General features: G+C 68.7%; 16 protein-coding genes. 7 read left to right on the top strand and 9 right to left on the bottom strand.

What is annotated here, in order from left to right; genetic code table 11:
* The first annotated feature begins 37 nt into the window (after positions 1–37).
* Positions 38–349 carry a hypothetical protein gene (locus tag ACFZDK_RS34670; protein ID WP_390978034.1) on the top strand — a complete coding sequence of 104 codons (312 nt, stop codon included), beginning with the start codon at positions 38–40 and terminating at the stop codon, positions 347–349.
* 382 nt (positions 350–731) lie between these two features.
* On the opposite strand, the gene ACFZDK_RS34665 is transcribed toward ACFZDK_RS34670, so the two are convergent.
* On the bottom strand, positions 732–1,595 hold the full coding sequence (locus tag ACFZDK_RS34665; RefSeq protein ID WP_390978092.1) for a LuxR C-terminal-related transcriptional regulator: 864 nt from the start codon (positions 1,593–1,595) through the stop codon (positions 732–734).
* Between the two features lie 109 nt (positions 1,596–1,704).
* Here ACFZDK_RS34665 and ACFZDK_RS34660 point away from each other — a divergent pair, with 109 nt between their 5' ends.
* From ACFZDK_RS34660 to ACFZDK_RS34650, 3 genes are read left to right on the top strand one after another with little or no spacing between them, the layout of a single operon-like run.
* The gene (locus tag ACFZDK_RS34660) at positions 1,705–3,396 is read left to right on the top strand and encodes an AMP-binding protein (RefSeq protein ID WP_390978032.1); all 1,692 of its coding nucleotides are present in this window, start codon (positions 1,705–1,707) and stop codon (positions 3,394–3,396) included.
* Between the two features lie 40 nt (positions 3,397–3,436).
* Positions 3,437–4,636, top strand: coding sequence for an acyl-CoA dehydrogenase family protein (locus ACFZDK_RS34655; protein WP_390978030.1), 1,200 nt, complete (start codon positions 3,437–3,439; stop codon positions 4,634–4,636).
* Entirely contained in the window at positions 4,633–5,400 is a 768-nt protein-coding gene (locus ACFZDK_RS34650) for an SDR family NAD(P)-dependent oxidoreductase (RefSeq protein ID WP_390978028.1), read from the top strand. The genes ACFZDK_RS34655 and ACFZDK_RS34650 overlap by 4 nt, the downstream gene beginning before the upstream one ends.
* A gap of 49 nt (positions 5,401–5,449) precedes the next feature.
* Here the strand turns inward: ACFZDK_RS34650 and ACFZDK_RS34645 are convergent, their stop codons facing one another.
* The 3 genes from ACFZDK_RS34645 to ACFZDK_RS34635 form a co-directional block, all read right to left on the bottom strand.
* Positions 5,450–6,472, bottom strand: a complete 1,023-nt coding sequence (locus ACFZDK_RS34645; RefSeq protein ID WP_266392409.1) for a zinc-binding dehydrogenase — start codon at positions 6,470–6,472, stop codon at positions 5,450–5,452.
* 9 nt (positions 6,473–6,481) lie between these two features.
* Positions 6,482–7,342 carry a fumarylacetoacetate hydrolase family protein gene (locus ACFZDK_RS34640; protein WP_390978025.1) on the bottom strand — a complete coding sequence of 287 codons (861 nt, stop codon included), beginning with the start codon at positions 7,340–7,342 and terminating at the stop codon, positions 6,482–6,484.
* 97 nt (positions 7,343–7,439) lie between these two features.
* Entirely contained in the window at positions 7,440–8,186 is a 747-nt protein-coding gene (locus tag ACFZDK_RS34635) for an IclR family transcriptional regulator C-terminal domain-containing protein (RefSeq protein ID WP_390978023.1), read from the bottom strand.
* A gap of 148 nt (positions 8,187–8,334) precedes the next feature.
* Here ACFZDK_RS34635 and ACFZDK_RS34630 point away from each other — a divergent pair, with 148 nt between their 5' ends.
* Together ACFZDK_RS34630 and ACFZDK_RS34625 are read left to right on the top strand one after the other, a co-directional pair.
* On the top strand, positions 8,335–10,047 hold the full coding sequence (locus ACFZDK_RS34630; RefSeq protein WP_390978021.1) for a dihydroxy-acid dehydratase: 1,713 nt from the start codon (positions 8,335–8,337) through the stop codon (positions 10,045–10,047).
* Between the two features lie 64 nt (positions 10,048–10,111).
* Positions 10,112–10,804, top strand: coding sequence for an SDR family oxidoreductase (locus tag ACFZDK_RS34625; protein WP_390978019.1), 693 nt, complete (start codon positions 10,112–10,114; stop codon positions 10,802–10,804).
* A gap of 126 nt (positions 10,805–10,930) precedes the next feature.
* Here ACFZDK_RS34625 and ACFZDK_RS34620 read toward each other — a convergent pair whose 3' ends face one another.
* The 4 genes from ACFZDK_RS34620 to ACFZDK_RS34605 form a co-directional block, all read right to left on the bottom strand.
* On the bottom strand, positions 10,931–11,677 hold the full coding sequence (locus ACFZDK_RS34620) for an ABC transporter permease subunit (protein WP_390978017.1): 747 nt from the start codon (positions 11,675–11,677) through the stop codon (positions 10,931–10,933).
* A gap of 155 nt (positions 11,678–11,832) precedes the next feature.
* On the bottom strand, positions 11,833–12,609 hold the full coding sequence (locus ACFZDK_RS34615; RefSeq protein WP_390978090.1) for an ABC transporter permease subunit: 777 nt from the start codon (positions 12,607–12,609) through the stop codon (positions 11,833–11,835).
* A 187-nt stretch (positions 12,610–12,796) separates the two neighbouring features.
* Positions 12,797–14,122, bottom strand: coding sequence for an extracellular solute-binding protein (locus tag ACFZDK_RS34610; RefSeq protein WP_390978015.1), 1,326 nt, complete (start codon positions 14,120–14,122; stop codon positions 12,797–12,799).
* 131 nt (positions 14,123–14,253) lie between these two features.
* Complete coding sequence (locus ACFZDK_RS34605; RefSeq protein WP_390978013.1) at positions 14,254–16,341, bottom strand: hypothetical protein; 2,088 nt, start codon at positions 16,339–16,341, stop codon at positions 14,254–14,256.
* 121 nt (positions 16,342–16,462) lie between these two features.
* On the opposite strand from ACFZDK_RS34605, the gene ACFZDK_RS34600 reads away from it, so the two are divergent.
* On the top strand, positions 16,463–17,089 hold the full coding sequence (locus ACFZDK_RS34600; RefSeq protein WP_390978011.1) for a TetR family transcriptional regulator: 627 nt from the start codon (positions 16,463–16,465) through the stop codon (positions 17,087–17,089).
* 54 nt (positions 17,090–17,143) lie between these two features.
* Here ACFZDK_RS34600 and ACFZDK_RS34595 read toward each other — a convergent pair whose 3' ends face one another.
* Positions 17,144–19,120: a PKD domain-containing protein gene (locus ACFZDK_RS34595; protein WP_390978009.1), complete on the bottom strand. Its 1,977-nt coding sequence runs from the start codon at positions 19,118–19,120 to the stop codon at positions 17,144–17,146.
* Between the last annotated feature and the right edge of the window lie 95 nt (positions 19,121–19,215).

Here is a 19,215-nt window from a genome sequence, read left to right as displayed (position 1 = left end):
AACTAGCCGCCTAGCCGGACCGACCGGAGCAGCCTTCGTGCCCAATCTCTCCCACCACGCCCGTCGTCTACGCGACGTGGCCGACGCACTCGAAGCGCAGTCCGAGCCCGCCGACGATCCACTCACCCCGCATCCAGACACTCTCGCGGTCGTCGGCGACCGCCGCATCAAACGCGGACAGCTCAACTACGCCGTCCCCGACATCCTGCAACTCCAGCGACGCATCCGCCGCTACAACGCCGACCAGGACGTCCCCCACGGCGACATCGTCGCCCTGGCCCTCGATAGCTGGCTTCGTGCCAAGGGCTACCCGCCCGATCTCACCCCGCCCCAGGCTGAAACGTCATGAGCGGGCAGCCGGACCAACTGCCGCTGGGCTCCCTCGCCTAGTGTCCTGCGCCAGGAATTCGTTCAAGATATGAGGCGAAGCACCGACCGAACGCTCAGACGCCGGCACCCGAACCCCCAAGTCGTTGCGGGCGGTTATCGAGGCCTGCTCTTCTATCCTGCGCACCGCAGCCTGCAAAAATTGACACCCTGGCTGATCAGCCTGTCGGTATCCGGACCTACCTTCAGCGGAGCCGGCACCGTACCGACACCGACCCGCCTGCGCGCGATCCGCCACTCCTGCCGTTCCTGCTCAGCCGCGGCAAGCTCGGTCTGGACGCGGTCGGCCTCCTCGTGCATGATCCGGCCCTCGTGAACAGGGCGCTCAGGATCCTGCCGGCGTACTACGGGAGAAGGCCCCCGCGGCGGGCGGCCACCACGGCCTCGAACCGTGTGCGGGCGTCGAGCTTGCGCATGGCGCTGCGCAGGTAGGCCTTGACCGTTTCCGGCCGGAGAGACAGACGAGCGGCCGCCTCGATGTTGCTGCATCCCAGGGACACTTGCGCCAGGGCATCGATCTCGCGGGGCGAGAGCGGTGAACGGGCCTGCGGTTTGTGTGCTGCGCCGAGGCCGGCCAAACGCTGGGAGGCGTCGAGGAGCCGATCGCGCAGTGTGTCGTCCTGCACTGCCTGCGCGATGACGCGGAGCTCCGCGTGCAGTTCGCGGATCTCCTCGGCCGCGCCGTGGCTCGTGCCGCGGCCCGATCCGGTTTCCGAGGCCAGCCGGAGCTTCAGCCGCCGATCGACCTCGTCCCGGAGGGCGAGTTCGGTCGCCAGTTGCCGTGAGGCGCCGACCATGGCGTCGGCTGCACGGTCCCCGAGCGGCGTCGAGGCGCGTGTCGCTCCGTACAGCACCCCGCGTACCGAACCGGACACGACGACGGGAACGGCCACGACGGAGCGGATACGTTCCGCCAGGACGGGGGCGTCGTAGTCGTGGGTGATGGAGTCGTCCGATCCGTAGTCCGCCACGGCGGCGGGGCGGCGCTCCACGAGGACATGCCCGCCCAGGCCGGTGGCGGCGAAGACGGAGAGTCCGCGCAGCCCCGCCGTCTGAACCCCGATGTGCTGTGTCAGGTGAAGGACTGCACCCTGGACCGGGCCGCCGAAGGCGATGGGGAAGTCGCAGCGCCGCTGAGCCAGTCGCAGCGCCTGCCGAAACGCGTCACCATCGTCAGGACGCATCGATATATCCGAAATGGGCCTCATTGCCCCTGCCCCTTTCCGGGGGTAGTCGGCCATCCACGTGATCCGGAGCATAGGTCGCCGTAGCGCCACCGCAAAGAGTCGGCCGACCGTGCCAGAAAAGGGGCTGATCATGAGCAGCATCGGTCAATCCGTCGGTGAACAAGGGGCTGACGTTCCGGCCGCTGCGTCGGAGCGGGTCCGGGAACTGCTGGCCCGGTTCGGCTCTCCGGGGGCATGTGCTGCGGAGTTGCTGTGCGACCGGCACCCTGCCGACGCCGTGGCTTTCACTGTCATCGAGGCGGATCTGTCGGCCCGCGATCTCACCTTTGGCGAACTCCGGCGTGACTCGGCGCGATGCGCCGCCGCTCTGGCCGGAATCGGTGTCGACCCTGGCGACGCCGTGGCCGTTCTGATGGGCAAGTCGGCCGACCTGATCGTGGCGCTTCTGGGTATCTGGCGGCGCGGTGCGGTGCACGTTCCGCTGTTCACCGCTTTCGCGCCGCCAGCCATCGCCCTGCGCCTGGAGGCGAGCACGGCGAAGGCCGTCGTCGTCGACGCCGATCAGCGGCACAAGCTCGCTCCCGGCGAGGACATGCCCGCCGACGCCCCGTGGCAGGTCGTGGTCGCGGGCGGTGAACCGGCCGAAGGCGAGTTGTCGTTTGACCGCCTGCTCGGCGCGTGTCGCGGAGACGAGCAGGAGGGCCAGGCGGTCGCCGTCGGCGGGGACGCGGCGCTGGTCCATCTGTTCACCTCCGGCACCACCGGGACACCGAAGGGCGTTCCCGTCCCGGTCAAGGCGCTGGCGTCGTTCCAGGCATACCTGGAGTTCGGCCTGGATGTCCGGCCCGACGACGTGTTCTGGAACGCCGCCGACCCGGGCTGGGCCTACGGGCTGTACTACGCCATCCTCGGCCCGCTGGCCGCGGGCCACCGGAGCCTGCTGCTGCACTCCGGCTTCTCGTCGGCGCTGACCTGGCAGGTCATGCGCGACTTCGGCGTCACGAACTTCGCCGCGGCCCCCACCGTCTACCGCAGCCTGCGCAGTGCCCCGGAGCCCGTGCCGGACGGTCTGCGGCTGCGCACCGCCTCTTCCGCCGGTGAGCCTCTCACGCCCGAGGTCATCACTTGGGCCGAGCAGGCGCTCGGCGTCCCCGTGCGCGACCACTACGGTCAGACCGAGCACGGCATGGTCATCGTCAACGGCTGGGCCAACGCCGTACGATCCCCGGTCCGGCCGGGATCTATGGGCAGGCCTCTGCCCGGCTGGTCGGCCGAGGTCCTGCACGACGAACGGGACGAACCCGCCCCGGCGGGGACGGCAGGCCGCGTCGCGATCAAGGTGGCCGACAGCCCGCTGATGTGGTTCTCCGGATACGCCGGCGCCCCGGATATGACCGCCGAACGCTTCACCGCCGACGGCCAGTGGTACCTCACCGGCGACGCCGGAACCCGGGACGAGGACGGCTACTTCTTCTTCTCCGCTCGCGACGACGACGTCATCATCATGGCCGGGTACCGCATCGGCCCCTTCGATGTGGAGAGCGTTCTGCTGCAGCACGACCTGGTGACCGATGTCGCGGTCGTGGGAGTGCCTGATGCGCTGCGCGGGGAGGTACTCGAAGCGTTCGTGGTGCTGCGTGTCGGCGCGGTCGGCGACGACGCACTCGCCAAGGAACTGCAGCAGCTGGTCAAGTCACGGTTCGCCGCCCACGCCTATCCGCGCACCGTCCACTTCACCGACCGGCTGCCGAAGACCCCCAGCGGGAAGATCCAGCGCTTCGTCCTGCGGAAACAGCGCCGTGACGAACTGGACGGCCACTGACACCGCCAGTCCCGTACGAGATATCCGGAGTCCCCTTTCCATGCCTGTCTCACGCCTGCTGCCGACCGAAGAGGCGGCGGACCTGCTCGACCTGACACGCGAGATCGCCGAGCGTCACCTGGCGCCCCGCGCCGCGGAGCACGAAGCGGCGGAACGCTTCCCTCGCGAGGTGTTCCGGACGCTCGGCCGGTCCGGTCTCCTCGCCCTGCCGTACCCCGTCGAGTACGGCGGTGGTGGACAGCCGTACGAGGTGTATCTGCAGGTCGTCGAGGAGATCGCGGCCCGTTGGGCGAGCGTCGCCGTCGGGATGAGCGTGCACGCGCTGTCCTGCTTCCCGCTGGCCACGCACGGCACCGACGCTCAACGCGAGCGCCTGCTGCCACAGTTGCTGGCCGGCGACCTGCTCGGGGCCTACTGTCTGTCCGAGACGCACGCGGGCTCGGATCCGGCCGCCATGACCAGCCGGGCCCGGCGCGACGGTGACGCGTACGTGCTGCGCGGTGCCAAGGCATGGACGACGCACGGCGGGCACGCGGACTTCTACACGGTCATGGCGCGCACCTCCGACGACCGGGCGCGAGGCGTCTCCTGCTTCCTCGTGCCGGCTGACGTATCAGGTCTCCAGGCCGATCCACCGGAGCGCAAGATGGGCCTGACCGGGTCGGCCACCGCGACCATGCGCTTCGATGACGTCCGGGTGCCGGACGACCGGCTCATCGGGGAGGAGGGCCAGGGACTTGCGATCGCGCTCGAGGGCCTGGACGCCGGCCGGCTCGGTATCGCCGCGGTGGCCGTAGGACTGGCTCAGGGCGCGCTGGACGACGCGCTCACCTACGCCCAGCAGCGGGAGACCTTCGGCCGCAAGATCATCGATCACCAGGCGATCGCCTTCCTGCTCGCCGATATGGAGGCCGCGGTCACGTCCGCCCGGGCGACCGTGCTGGCCGCGGCGCGCCGCAAGGACGTCGGGCTTCCCTACGGCCGACAGGCCAGTATCGCCAAACTCGTCGCCACCGACGCCGCGATGTGGATCACCACCGAGGCGGTCCAGATCTTCGGGGGCGCCGGCTACACCCGTGACTTCCCCGTGGAGCGCTACATGCGGGAAGCCAAGGTCATGCAGATCTTCGAAGGAACCAACCAGATTCAGCGCATGGTCATCAGCCGCGACCTCGCCCGCGGCAACCCCGGCCCCACCACCCACGTCGTGCCCGTCGCGCCCACGGAGGTCCACCCATGAACCCCAACGCATCGGTCGCCCTGGTCACCGGCGGCGCCAGCGGGCTCGGCCGCGCCGTCGCCACGGAGCTGCTCACCGCAGGAGCCCATGTGGTCATCGCCGACCTCCCCACGTCCCCGGGATCGGACGTCGCCGCCGAACTGTCCTCCCTGGGCAAGATGGTGTACGCCCCCTGCGACGTGACAGACCCCGAAACCGTACAGGCCGCCGTCGACACCGCCGCCGGGCTCGGACCGCTACGGATCGCCGTGAACTGCGCCGGCGTGGCCACCCCCGGCAAGCTGCTGTCCCGCCGCGGGCCGTTGCCCCTGGAGGAGTTCGAGCGCGTCGTCCGGGTCAACCTCGTAGGAACATTCAACGTCTTCCGGCTCGCCGCCGAGCGCATCGCCGAGGCCGAGCCGGTGGCTGGGGAACGAGGCGTGCTCATCGCCACGGCGTCGATCGCGGCTTACGACGGGCAGGTCGGCCAAGCCGCCTACGCCGCCTCGAAGGGCGGGGTGGTCGGGCTCACGCTCCCGGCCGCACGGGAACTGGCACAGCATCAGATAAGGGTCGTCACCATCGCGCCGGGAATCTTCGACACTCCGCTCATGGTCGGACTGCCGCTGGAAGCTCGGGAATCCCTGGGCCGACAGGTGCCACACCCGGCACGGCTCGGCGACCCGGCCGAGTTCGCGGCGCTGGTCCACCACGTCGTGGCGAACCCGATGCTCAACGGCGAGGTCATCCGGCTCGACGGCGCCGTCCGCATGGCCCCGCGCTGACGAGCCGCCCCTCGGCCGCCACCTGTCACTGTCACGATTCAGCCGCTTCTCACTCCCCGCTCAGGCGCGGGTCGACATGGATCTTCGGGCCGGCTCCCCCACCCGCGGGGCGATCACCGGCGAGTACTGACCCGACCTGGTCCAGGCTCACGGTCGCCCCCAGCAACGGCCGGGGATTCACGAGCCCGTCCGCGTACGCGGTGACGGTCGCGTCGAGGGCGGGAGACGCCGAGAGCACACCGACCGCGGTGACGTCCTTGAGCGCGAGCGTGCGGGTATCGATCCCGCTCGGTTCGCGGGCCAGACCGATGTAGACAACGCGGCCACCAGGCTCGACCAACTCCAGTGCCAGAGCGGGCAGTTGGGAAGCATTGGAGGCGTCGACGACCGCGTCGAAAGGAAGGTCCGGGAGGGTGCCCTCCCGCCAGAGCCGCTCGAAACCGAGGCTGCCCGCGAAGTCCAGGGAACTCTGTGTCTCGCCCATGAGGTGCACGTCGGCGCCCATGGCCCGCGCGAACATCGCGACCAGCAGCCCGATGGTTCCCGGACCGAGGACCAGTACCCGTTTGTTCCGGTCCGGCACCGCGGCGCGGGCCGCGCGCAGGGCGTTGCCGCCGGGTTCCACCAGGGCGCCGAGCACTGCGTCGACGGATGCAGGCAGGGCGTGCAACGAGGAGGCCGGTACGGCGACTTGCTCGGCCAGTGCTCCCGGCCGGGGGCCGCGGACGCCGAGTTCCTCCCGCCGCTCGCACACGTGCTGCTGACCGCGTACGCAGCGGCGGCACGTCCCGCAGCCCAGCATGGTGTCCCCCGTGACGCGCCGCCCCAGCCAGCCAGCGTCGACGCCCTGCCCGACGGAAGCGACGCGGCCGGACCATTCGTGGCCCAGGCGCAGCGGGTAGGCGGCCAACCCCTGGTGCAGGTAGGCCATGTCGCCCGTGAACAGCTCGACGTCGGTCCCGCACACCCCGACCCGTTCGACGTCGACCACAACCTCGCCGGGTGCCGCGGACGGCTTCGGCAGGTCCTGGACTTCGTACGTGCGAGGAGCAGTGACGACGAATGCCCGCATGGCGCGCGCTCACCGGGGCCCGACGACGCGCTGGCACTGTGCGCCGAGGCCGCTGATGCCCAGCTCCATCACGTCACCGGGCTTGAGCCACAGCGGCGGGTCGAAGCCCATGCCGACGCCGGACGGAGTGCCTGTGTTGATGAGGTCGCCGGGCTCCAGGACCATGAACTGGCTCAGGTAATGCACGATGAAGGACGGGTCGAAGATCATCGTTTTCGTGTTGCCGTTCTGGCGGCGCACCCTGTTGACGTCCAGCCACATGTCGAGCGCGAGGACGTCGTCGATCTCATCGGCGGTCGCCAGCCAGGGCCCGGCGGGGTTGAAGGTCTCGGCGGACTTGCCCTTGGCCCACTGCCCGCCGCGTTCCAACTGGAAGGCACGCTCACTGACGTCGTTGACGACGACGTACCCGGCGATGGCGTCGCGCGCCTCTTCCATTGAGCCGAGGTAACTGGTGCGCCGGCCGATGACAATACCGAGCTCCACCTCCCAGTCGGGCTTGGTGGAGCCGCGCGGGATGCGCACATCGTCGTTGGGACCGACGAGGGTGTTGGGCGACTTGGTGAACAGTATCGGTTCGTCCGGCACCGCCATCCCGGATTCAGCCGCGTGGTCGCGGTAGTTGAGGCCGATGCAGAGGATCTGGTGCGGTCGCGCGATGGGGGCGCCGATGCGCTCCCCGGTGAGGCGAAACACCTGGCCCGTCGCTGCACGCTCGGCCACTACAGGACGTACGCGGTCGAGCCCGCCGGTCCCGAAGAACGTCTCGCCGAAGTCGGTGACGACGTCGGACAGGTCTACGTATGTGTCGTCGTCCACGCGGGCGACGGGCCTCTCGGCGCCGACGGCACCGATGCGCATGAGGTACACGGGCTCAATCTCCAGATTCGGGTGGGCAGTTCAGGAGCGGAGCGGGCCAAAACGGTCGACGGTGGGGCTCGCCGGTCGGGGCCGTGAGGGCTGTCGTTCAGCGGAGCGGTTCTCCCCACGGGCCGAGCAGCCCGCGGACTTCGTCGTACGCGCCGACCAGCGCGTTCAGCGGCGTGCGATAGGTCAGCGCGCTGATGCTCACCGCTCCGGACGGGGCCGTCGCCGAGGTCGCGTATACGGGCAGCGCCAGGCAGTTGATACCAGGTTCGTTCTCCTGGTCGTCCAGGGCGTAACCCCGCTCCCGGGTGGTCTCGAACTCCAGGTGCAGTTCGGTGGACGTACAGCGCGTCCGCGGGGTGCGTCGCTCCAGAAGGTCGTCGCCGATCCAGGCCCCGACGTCGGCGAGGGACCTCAACTCGTGGGCGAGCAGCAGCTTTCCGACACCGGTGGCGTGCGCAGGGTTGCGGCCCCCGACCGTGGAGGTCAGGCGGACCGCGCCGGCTGGCGGGTCGACCTTGGCGCGGTAGACGACCTCCCGGCCGTCGAGCACCGCGTAGTGCGCGGTCTCGTTGAACCGCTCGGCCAGTGCCTCCAAGACGGGCCGTACGCGGACATGCTCAGGGCGCGCCTCATGGTGAGCGAAGGCCATGCGCAGGAACTCGTCCCCGAGCAGGTAGTGCCCCCGGGCGTCCTGGTCGGCGAGACCCGCTCGGCGCAGAGATTGCAGGGCGCGGTGCACGGTCGGCTTGGGGCTGGCGATCACGCGCGTCAGCTCGTCCAAGCCCGCGCCGTCCGGGTGGCGCGCGAGTTCCTTGAGGACGGCGAGCACCCGATCGGATCCCACAAGTCCCTGGTCCTCGCGCTCAGTTGAACGGGCTGTCGGGGGCACACCCTTCTTGTCGCCGGGGGCTTTCGGTCCGTCGAACGTCTGCGTATTATCCATGGCGTTCCAAATATTAGACCGCTGTACCGACTATTGGAAAGATTCGCGGGTGAAGCTTCGAAGCTCACAGTGGTACGCGGGCCAGGACCGCAACGCCTACATCCACCGGGCCTGGATGCGCCGGGGCGTACCGGACGACGCCTTCACCGGCCGGCCGCAGATCGCCATCGCCAACACGGCCTCGGATCTGACCCCCTGCAACGCCCACCTGGACGAGGTCGCCGCCCACGTCCGCAACGGCGTGTACGAGGCGGGCGGCATCCCGCTGGACCTGCCCGTGGTGTCGCTCGGCGAGACCAACGTGCGGCCGACCGCCATGCTCTGGCGCAACATGGCCGCGATGGCCACCGAGGAGATGCTCCGGGCCAACCCCATCGACGGCGTCGTCCTGTTGGGCGGCTGTGCCAAGACGATCCCATCGCTGCTGATGGCCGCCGCCTCGGTGGACCTGCCCGCCGTCGTCGTGCCAGGCGGCCCGATGCTCACCGGGACCTTCCGCGGCAGGCCGCTCGGCTGCGGCACCGACGTGTGGAAGCTGTCGGAAGAGGTGAGGGGCGGCACCCTCACCCAGGAGGACTTCACCCGCTCCGAGTCCGCGATGATCCGCAGCCGGGGCCACTGCAACACCATGGGTACCGCCTCCACCATGGCCCTGGTCGCCGAGGCCCTCGGCACAGTGATACCCGGTACGGCCGGAACCCCCGCGCCCGACAGCCGCCTGCTGCAAGCCGCACACGGCGCCGGGCGCCTCGCCGTCGAGATGGTCGGCGCCGACCGCCGCCCCGCAACCTTCCTGACCAGGGCGTCCTTCCACAACGCGATCGTGGCGCTGGCCGCCGTCGGCGGTTCGACCAACGCGGTCGTCCACCTTCTCGCCATCGCAGGCCGCCTCGGCATCGATCTCGTCCTCGACGACTTCGACCGCATCGGCTCGCGCGTCCCGGTGCTCGTCGATCTGCAGCCCGCCGGCCGTTTCCTCATGGAGGACTTCCACCGCGACGGAGGCCTGCTCGCGGTGCTGCGCGAGATCCGCGACCTGCTCGACCCCGACGCCCTCACCGTCACCGGGCAGCCCCTCGTCAACTACCTCCAGGACGCGCTCATCTCGGACGGTGACGTCATCCGCCCCAGGGAACAGCCCCTGATCGCCCACGGGGGCCTCGCCGTCCTGCACGGCAATCTCGCCCCCGACGGCGCCGTCATCAAACCTGCTGCCGCCTCCCCCCACCTGCTCAAGCACCGAGGCCGGGCCGTCGTCTTCGACTCCATCGAGGACTTCCACGCCCGCATCGACGACCCCGACCTGGACGTTGACGCCGACTCCGTCCTCGTACTGCGCGGCTGCGGCCCCAAGGGCTACCCGGGCATGCCCGAGGTTTCCAACATGCCTCTGCCGAAGAAGCTGTTGGAGCAGGGCGTCCGTGACATGGTGCGCGTCTGCGACGGCCGGATGAGCGGCACCGCATACGGCACGGTGGTGCTGCACATGGCCCCCGAAGCAGCAGCCGGCGGGCCGCTCGCCCTCGTCCGCACCGGGGACGTCGTCAGCCTCGACGTCGCGGCCCGCCGCATCGACCTCGACGTATCCGAGGACGAACTGGCCCACCGCACCCCGAACAAGGCCACCCTCGACGGCTTCGCCGCCCCGCGCCGCGGCTGGCAACGCCTCTATGTCGACCACGTGCAACAGGCCGACACCGGCGCCGACCTCGACTTCCTCATCGGCTCCAGCGGCTCCGACGTCAGCCGCGAATCCCACTGACGAGCCTGGCCGTACGGGCCACCAGGCCCTCGGCTCCTCACCCCTGACGACCCACAGGAGAGGCATGATGACGACCCCTGCCAGGACCGCCCTCGTCACCGGCGGCGCCGGCGGACTCGGTGCCGCCATCGCCGAACGCCTGCGAGCCGACGGCATCACGACGACCACCCTCGACCTCGCCGGTACCGCGGCCGACATCGGGGTGGACGTGACGGACGAGTCCGCGCTGCGTCAACTGGCTGTCGATATAGGGCCGGTGGATGTCCTGGTCAACTCGGCCGGCATCGTCGGACCGAACACCCCGCTCGTCGACACCATGCCCGAGCAGTGGCGCCGTGTCCTCGACGTCAACGTCATCGGGACCGTGAACACCATGCGCGCCTTCGTGCCTGGCATGCGCGAGCGCGGCTGGGGCCGCGTCGTCAACTTCGCCAGCATGGCGGGCAAGGAGGGCAACCCCAACCTTTCCGCCTACTCCGCGTCCAAGGCCGCAGTCATCGCCTTGACCAAGTCCGCCGGCAAGGAGCTGGCCACCAGCGGCGTCCTGGTGAACGTCGTCACACCGGCCGTCATCGCCACGCCCATGAACGATTCCACCGCCCCCGACGTGCTGGAACACATCACCGGACTCATTCCAATGAAACGCATCGGACGCCCGGAGGAGGTGGCCGAACTCGTCGCGTTCCTCACCTCCGACCGCGTCAGCTTCTCCACCGGCGCCGTCTATGACATCAGCGGTGGAAGGGCGACCTATTGACGGTCGAGGTCCATGCTCAGGTGGCTGGGGCCTGGTCCTGGACGGGCTCAGCATGGCCTGAGCCTTGATCCAGGTGCCTTCTGGCGCGCCTTCGGGGTCGCTACGACGTGATCCGCAGGACAGGCCCTATCCCTTGATCGCGCCTTCGGAAAGCCCCGAGACGATCCGCCGCTGGACGAACAGATAGGCGACGACGAGCGGCAGGCTCGTGAGCACGACGTGCGCGAAGATCAGATTCCATCGCACGATCGACGTGTCCGGCGACGCCGATGCGAACTGGTAGAGGGCCATCGGGAGCGTTGCCCTTTCGCTGCCCTGGAGAAGGAACGCCGCGAAGAAGAACTCGTTCCAGACGGTGATGATCAGGATCATGGATCCGACCAAGAGCACAGGAAGCAACAGCGGCAGAATGACGTGCCGGTAGATCTGAAGTCTGCCCGCGCCGTCGACCTCCGCGGCGTCCTCCAGTTCGGCCGGCATCGCCCGGATGAAACCGGTGGCGAGGAAGACGACCGTTCCCAGGCGGGTCCCTGTCATAGCGAGAAAGTAGCCGAGCCGCGTGCCGTCCAGGCCGGTCAACTGCAGCTCGTAGATGGTCGGGAGGACGGCCGGCGGAAGCAGGATCGACAGCACCGTGAGGTTGTAGGCGAACTTCATCGTCGTACTGCGCGATCTCGCGTACGCCCATGCCGCCAGCGAACCGAGAAGTACCGCCGAGGCGATGGTCGGCACGGCGATGAGAACGCTGTTCATGACGGCCGTGCCGTAATGGCCCTCGTGGATGACCGTGGAGTAATTGTCGATGAGGCTCCAGGCTTTCGGCAGCCCGAGCCCGAGCACACTGGCCTCTCTGAGGGGCTTGACCGAGTTCACCAGCAGGAGCCACAGCGGGATTCCGATCCAGCCCACAGCGACAGTCGTCAGGAGCACGACTCGGGTGGTCTCCCGGAGGCCCTTCCGACTGACACGGACTGCTGGACGTCGGCGAACCACCGCCTGAGGCCGAGAGCCAGTAGCGATGCCGGCCATCACGCCTCGATCTCTCGACTGCGCAGGAACGCGATCAGCGGAAGGGCGATCCCGGCCACCAACGCGGTCACCACCAGGCTCAACGCGCTCGCGGTTCCGAAGAAGCCCCCGCCGTACTGTGTGAACACCGCGATGTTGAGCACTGTGGTGGCATCGCCGGGACCTCCGCGGGTCGTCGCCATGATGATGTCGAAGGCGCTCAGCGCCCCAATGAGTGTCACGACGATTGTGAAGGTGAAGGCCGGCGCCAGGAGGCGAAGGCGGATGCGCCAGAACCGCTGCCAGGCGTTCGCGCCGTCCACCGTCGCGGATTCGATGACGGACCGTGGGATCGCGTTGAGTCCGGCGATGTAGACCAACGTCGTCAACCCGCTCCACTTCCAGGCGTCGATGAAGGCCGTGGTGGCCAACGCGCTGAAGCCGTGCCCCAGCCAGGCGTAGTCGAAGCCCGGTACGACCAGGCCCATGGCCCTGTTGAGCGGTCCCGCCGGGGCGACGATGGCCGACCAGATGTATCCCGCAGCGACCGGGGCGATGAGAACGGGCAGGAAGAACACGGCGCGGAAGACGCCGTTGACACGGTCGGAACGCTGCAGGGCCAGGGCCAGGGTGAGGCTGGAGGCGTTCTGGACGATCATGGCGATGACCGCGTACGTGAGTGTGGCCTCGATCGCGCCCGCCAGGATGCCCTGCTCGGCCATGCTCCGTAGGTTGTCCAGGCCGTTCCAGCTGATGTCTTCGACATAGCCGGTCCATCGGGTGAACGCGAAGCGCACGTTCAGCAAGAACGGGAGTAGAAAGAACGCGCAGACCAGGAGGAAGGCCGGCAGGGCGAAGGGCCACCACCGACTCCGGCCTCGGCGGGCTTTTCTCGATGGGCGGGCGCTCACCGAGAAAGGCCCGCCGGGCGCCGGAGGCACGTTCGCCATCGTCTGCGCTGATCGAAGGGATCGCATCGACTCGTCACCACCCCGGCAGACCAGCGGCCTCGGCGCCCTGCTCGAAGGCGGTCTGCGCCTTTTTCCCCACACCCTGCGGTGCCTCCTGGCCGCTGAGAATCCCGGTGGTGTAGGTGGGGAAGCGGTCACTGAAGCCCACCAGGTCGGTGTTGAACGCCAGAGCCGAGTTCCTTTTGTACGCATCGGTGATCTGCTGCTGCAGGTGCTGCACGCCGGATGGCTCTTCGAAGCCCGAAAGGAGCGGGGGGGTCTTGGATTCGTCGATGTACTGCTGGTACCCCTCGCCGGTGGCGTACTTGATGAAGGCGAGTGCCGTGCTCTGCCGTCTGGCATCCCCGGTTTTGGGGACGTACCAGGTGCCGGACACATTCGGCGCCCACGCAGCAACGGGAGCGTCGGCCGACACCGCGGCGAAGCCGACGGTCGCGTCCGTCTTGCGGGTGTCGCCGCCGAACTCCTCGTTGAACGGGCTGAGATCGGAGCCGAGTGCCACCATCGCGCTCGACCCGTCGGCGACGGATCTCACCGACGCCTCGAACGTGGCGGTGGTAGCGTCCCTGTTGAAGCAACCGTCCTTGCGCAGCCGATCGTATGCGGACACTCCGGCGACGAACGGGCCGTTCCGGTCGTCGAAGACGGTCTTCTTGTCCATGACCTTCTGCGCCCAGTCATCCTGCTTCTGAGCCGAGCTCATGTACAGGATGCCGCCCAGGATCTGCGTGGGCCATTGTGAACCGCCGCTTTCCCAAAGGGGGTTCACGGCAGGATCCTTCGCTTTGAGCACCGAGCAGATGTGGCTCAGGTCGTCGTACGTCTTCGGGGCTCGCAGTCCGGCTTTCTCGAGCACGTTCTTGTTGTAGAAAATGCCGAAGAGCCCAGGGCTCTGGGTGACCACGGCGTACACCTTTCCGCGGTACGCCCCGACGTGCTTGTAGAGGTCGCCGGACTTGGCGACGTACGGCATGCTCGACAGATCCACCATGTTCCGGGCCGGGTTGAGGGCCCAGAAGGCGGAGGTCGCATGGTATTCGAGGATGTCGGGCCGGTCTCCGCCGGCCCACTTCGTCTGAACCTGGTTCTCGAAGCCGTCGGCGGCGATCTCGATGATGTTCATCTTGACGCCGTACTTCTCCCCGAACCGCTCGTACACGTTTCTGATCGATTCGGGATCAGCGCTGTTGGTCCAGACGGTCAACTCCTTGGCCTGGACGGTGGCCTCCCTCGTCCCAGGAGGTCCGGAGTCTCCGCCGGCGCCGGGGTTCGAGCACGCGGTCATCGCCAGAACTCCGAGGATTCCCGCTGCTGCGCCTCTACGCGTCACGCCCTTCATCAGGCAACCTCCTCCTGTGCGTCTGCGGAGCCTGTCTCCGTGCATGAAGTTCGTGTCCGACGGGCGAGGGCAAGGACCTCGGCAGTCCTCGCCCTCGCCGCTGGACGCATCCGTCGCGCCGAGCCGACAGCTCAGCCGACCCGCAGGTTCGTCGGCGTGATCGTCTCGCCTGCCGTCACGTTCACGGTGACCGGGCGGCCCCCGGGGACCTTGATGACAGCCATGCCCCGGTCATCGGTGTAGGCGTCCTGACCTGGGGAGTCGATCCGCGCGTGGGTTACCGGCCGGGTGTCGACAGAGGTCTCGTTCGGTCCCATGCCGGCGACGCTCGCGGTCACCTTGATCTCGTAGCGGCCGTTGCCGAGGCTCTTGGCGGTCGCCTGCATCTGCGGCTTCTTCGGCAGTCGCTCGGGGCAGGAGCCCTTCTGCGTCAGCCACGAGGGAGGTCCCGTTACGGTCTTGCCGTCGTAGGTGGCGGTGGAGGAGCCCTTGTAGGTCGGCGTGCCGGTGACGTTGCCGCCGGTGATCTCGAGGTCCTTGCGGAGCGAGCCGGTGTGCTCACCCGTCATCACGAGGTTGGTGACCTCGTGGACCTTGGTGATACCGGGTTCCAGGACGTCGATCTTCTTGGTCCCGTCGAGGAACGTCTTGCCGTCCTCGGAGTAGTTCTTGTACGTCGCGGAGAAGTCGCCGTAGACCGCGCCCTGCTTGCCGTTGTAGTGGATGTCGACCGTGCCGCCGCCCGGACCGTCGAGGGTCACGTCCCCGACGTAGCCGAACGCAGGGTGCCAGTCCGCCGGGGCAGGGGCCCAGTCGCCGACATTGGAACTGACGACGGGTTCCGGCTTGGTCGGCTTGCGGCTGGACAACTTCGCGACGAGCAGATAGTCGGGCGCGTCGCCCGAGAAGAGTCCGGCTCCCTCCTTGAGCGCGGTGGGCGCGAACTTCGTGCCGTCCGGACTCCACGCGCCCCACCCCGAGACGGTGTCGTGCGCGTGGATCTCCGGGGCGATGATCGGCTGGCCGGACACCGAACCGCCGTGGTCACCCTCCCCGGGCATGAGCCACATGACGCCACCGCAGGCAATGTTGTTCGGTGTGTTGATCAGCATGCCGGACTCGGCGCCGATCATCGGCGCGTCGATGAAGCTGCGGTGCGGCATCAGGCCGCCGAGCGCGTCCCACATGTGGAGGGTCCGGTTGCTCCACACCATGGCGCTCTTGCCGTCGGGCGCCCCGGCGTAGTCCTCGTCCCAGTCGGGGTGGTTGGTCAGCCGCTTGCGGACGCCGGTCTTGAGGTTCACCTCCCAGACCTCGGGGTTCTCCGAGCGGGTGCCTCCCGCATGCACGTACGTCACATCGCGTCCGCCATGGGTGAAGGTCTTCAGCTCGTAGAGCCCGGTGCTCTCCGACCAGGCGTCGATGTTCCGGTCGGTCGCCGAAGTGGGGCCGGGCGGGTTGATGACCTTGGGGTCCTCCGCGACGTACTTGTCCTCCTTGCGTACGAGCCTGGCAACCACCATCTGCTCGAGGCCGTCGGTGCGGACGTCCGAGTAGCCGATGTGCTTGCCGTCCTGCGCCAGCGTCGGGTAGGCGCCCTGGCGGACGACGGACTGCGGTCTGTTCGCCGCTCCGCCCGGCGGGATCACGCCGCCCGGAGGGTTCGCCGTGGAGAGGTCGTACGGCAGGTACTTGGACGTGCGGCAGTTCACGATGCTGGGCGCGCATTCGAGCACACCGCTGAAGCCGAGGAAGACCCGTTTGCCGTCCGCGAACGGGAAGACGTAGGGGTAGGGGAGCGTCCGGGATTCCTCCCCGATCGAGCAGGTGAGGCAGCGGACGCCCTTGCCCTTCATGTCGGCGATCCACACATCGCTTCTCGACTTGCCGTCCACCGTGTGTGTCCCCGGGAACAGCAGATGCTTGCCGTCGGGGGCGAAGGACGGGCTGCCCGCCCGGATCTCCGGGGGCGCAGGGATGCGCTCGAAGCCGATCGGCTCGAACGGAACGTCGCCCGCCCTGCTCGCGGGTGCGGCGGCGCGTTCAGCCCCCGCTTCGTCGCTGCTGGCTCCGGCATCCGTCGCGCCCAACGTCAGGAGCAGGGACGCGGTGGCGCCCAGAGCGGGCAGGATCCGCCAACGGACGCTCGCGCTGACGGACGGATACCTCGACCGCGACGGCGCCCTGGCGGCGCGACGGCGCGAACCGGAAAGTGACATCTTTCCTCCCTGCGGGTGGATGTGGGTGGGGTGCTGTGGAGATGCGCCGCGTTCTTTACTTCGCGTCAAGCTAGGGTGGAGCTTTACACCGCGTCAAGAAGTCGTCCTATACTTTCTTGTCATGTCCGTCCGCACCGCGCTCGGCCCGAGTGGCCGCCGCTTCGACGAAGACCAACTGCTCGACGCCGCCCGTGGCGTGTTCCACGCGGCTGGCTACAGCGCTGCCCAGATCGCCGACATCGCACAACGGGCAGGGACCACCAGGCCCACGCTCTATGCCCGCCTCGGCAGCAAGGAGCAGATCTACCGTCGCGTCATCGAACGCGAGGCGGACATCCTCAATGCCTGGATTGCCGACGCCTACGAGCACGGGGCCGACCTGTCGCTCACACAACTCGCACGGACGGGAATGGAGCCGCTCTTCCGCCTCGCCGCACAACGCGCCGAGGGCTTCGACCTGCTCTTCCGTGGGGACAGGACCGGCGACCACCCCACAAATCTTCGGCGGCAGGTCCTGGGCGCGGTGACAGAACGGCTCGCCGGCCTCATCGAGCGCCGCCGGCACCCCTACGGCCCGGCGCTCGGGCCGACCGCCGAAGCACTCGCAGCCGCCTGCGTCGGCGTCGCCATCCAGGTCTGTGAGCACGCCATCGACCGCGGCGACGACCTCGACGAGGCCGGGCACCTGGCCGCGCACTTCGTCGCCAACGCGTTCCGCAACCTCGACTTCGACGCACTCACCGAGTAACGCGGCACTTCGGTACCAGGAAGGTCGAGGACGGGGAGGATGCCTGGTGTTCGCTCAGGATCCGTCCGTCACGCGCACCTGGAGCCGCGCCAGGTTCTCCACGACCCTCACCGGGTCCGAGGTGTCTCCTTGGCGATGGCTTGCCACGCGCAGCACGACCACATGGGTGCCCGCTTCCGTGAAGCTGTGCTCCACGTCGATCGTCAGGTTCGACGCCGGCTCCTTGATCTGGGCCTTCTGCTCGAAGCGGCCCGTGCCGTCCAAGTCCCAGGCCGCCTCGACCACCGAGCCCGCATCGGGCGGGACCTCGACGTCGGCCGTGAATCGCACGGCCTCCCCGGCCCTGGCCTCGACCGGTCCCTCGATGGAGACGAGCGGTTGGATTCCGCCCCGCTGCCCGGCTGTCGGCGCCAGCAGCGTCCTGTTCCAAGCGTCCAGCTCGTAGGAGGTGTCGGCCGGCGGTTTCACACCGTCCTCCACCCATGCCACGAGGTCATCGAGCGCCTGCAGCGCGGCACCGAGGAACCTGATGAACCGCAGGTTGATCTCGGTGCCGAGCTCGGGTGAGGCCTCGCCGTGCATGGCGTTGTCGAGGATCCAGAGCCGTATACGGTCGTCGCCGTCCCCGCATCGGGCGCGCACCGTCTCGACGTAGTCGTGCGCGAAGACCGGCGGGCACAGGTGGTCGAGGGCGCTCTGGACGACGATCATCTTGCCCTCGAACCGGCCGGTCGGAAGGGTGCAGAGCACGGCCCGGCGCTCGGCATCGGCGGGGCGCTGCGGCCAGATCGGCCGGCCGTCGTTCGCCCAGTGCCGCATGGTCGGCCGCGCCGGGTCGACGATGTGCCGGTGGTAGTGCGACCAGGCCTGTTCGAAGGTGTTGTCCAGGGTGATCTCGTCGCCCACCTGCGGTGCCGGGCGCTCGTGGAAGTCGACGAAACCGATGCAGTCACCGGCGACGGCCGTACACACTCGCAGGACCTCACGGCCGGGCTCGCCGACGGTGAACCGGCCGCCGATCAGGTCGCTGGTGAGCTCGGCACCGTCGAGTCGCGCACCGATCACGTGCTGGGGCGCAAGCAACTCACGGAACCCCTCGATGAGCGGCTCCATCAGCGCGGGAGCTTCGCGATCCGACGCGCGGACCAGGCCGGTGACGGTGCCGGTCAGGCGGAACGGTTCCTTGCCTTCGCCCGCATAGCCTGGGAGGTTCCAGTAGTCCTGTGCGTACTCGGGGTCGACGAGAGGCGTCCAGTTCGCCCAGTCGGACGCAGCCATGCTGAGCAGGTTCTCGGCCCTCTTCGGATATCCGGCGAAGTAGAGCTCGGACAGGCACTGCCGCTGCTCGTCCGTGTCGAGGACCGTGAAGGGGTCGGCGCCCGCGTCGACGGCGGCGGTGATCTCGTCCTTCTTGTGCCGCAGGGCGACTTCCGCGCGGATCCAGACCGACCAGTAGTGCCAGGCCAGGTGCTGATTGACCATGACGATCGGGACCGCGCCGTCCCACAGACCGGGCACCTGCTCCATGCCCGACACCGACCGGGCACCGCCGCCACTGCCGCCGATGAGGTAGGCGTGGTGCGGCCGCGCGCCCAGCAGCTCCGCCGCGGCCGTCTTGGCATAACGCGCGGTCTGCGCGCTCGCCCGGTGCGACAGGATCGTGAGGTCCTTCGGGAGCCCCGGCCCGCCGACCCCAGGCCGCTCAGGGGTCAGGATCCAGCCCTGGTTCGATGCCACGACGAAGGCGCCCAGCCGGAAGGCGCTGCGGAGCAGCTTCTCCAGGTACTCGGGAGGATGCTCCTCGGATCCTCCGACACCGCCCGCGAGTTCCTGGACCATCCGGCCCTGATAGGCGTCGCGCTCCGGCAGGTACATCACGAAGCGGGTCTCGGTGCCCTCGAAACCGCCGTGCAGGTAGCGGTGCGGGATGGGGCTCTCGCGCCACTCGTCGACATCGATGAACGCGGGGCCGAACCCGGGATCGTCCTGGTGGGGCGCATCCGCTACGGCGATCAGGTCCTGATCGGTCATTTCTCGGTGACTCGCAATCTCGGTCGTGAAGGCATCGGTCATGAAGGCATCGGTCACGGGCGGGATGACGATGGGTGGATCGGTACGGGGACAGC

The organism is Streptomyces sp. NPDC007901, assembly GCF_042959465.1.
In the GTDB taxonomy this organism is placed as follows: domain Bacteria; phylum Actinomycetota; class Actinomycetes; order Streptomycetales; family Streptomycetaceae; genus Streptomyces.
The sequence above is the reverse complement of the archived record's forward strand: the minus strand, read 5'-3'. Positions and strand labels throughout refer to the sequence as shown.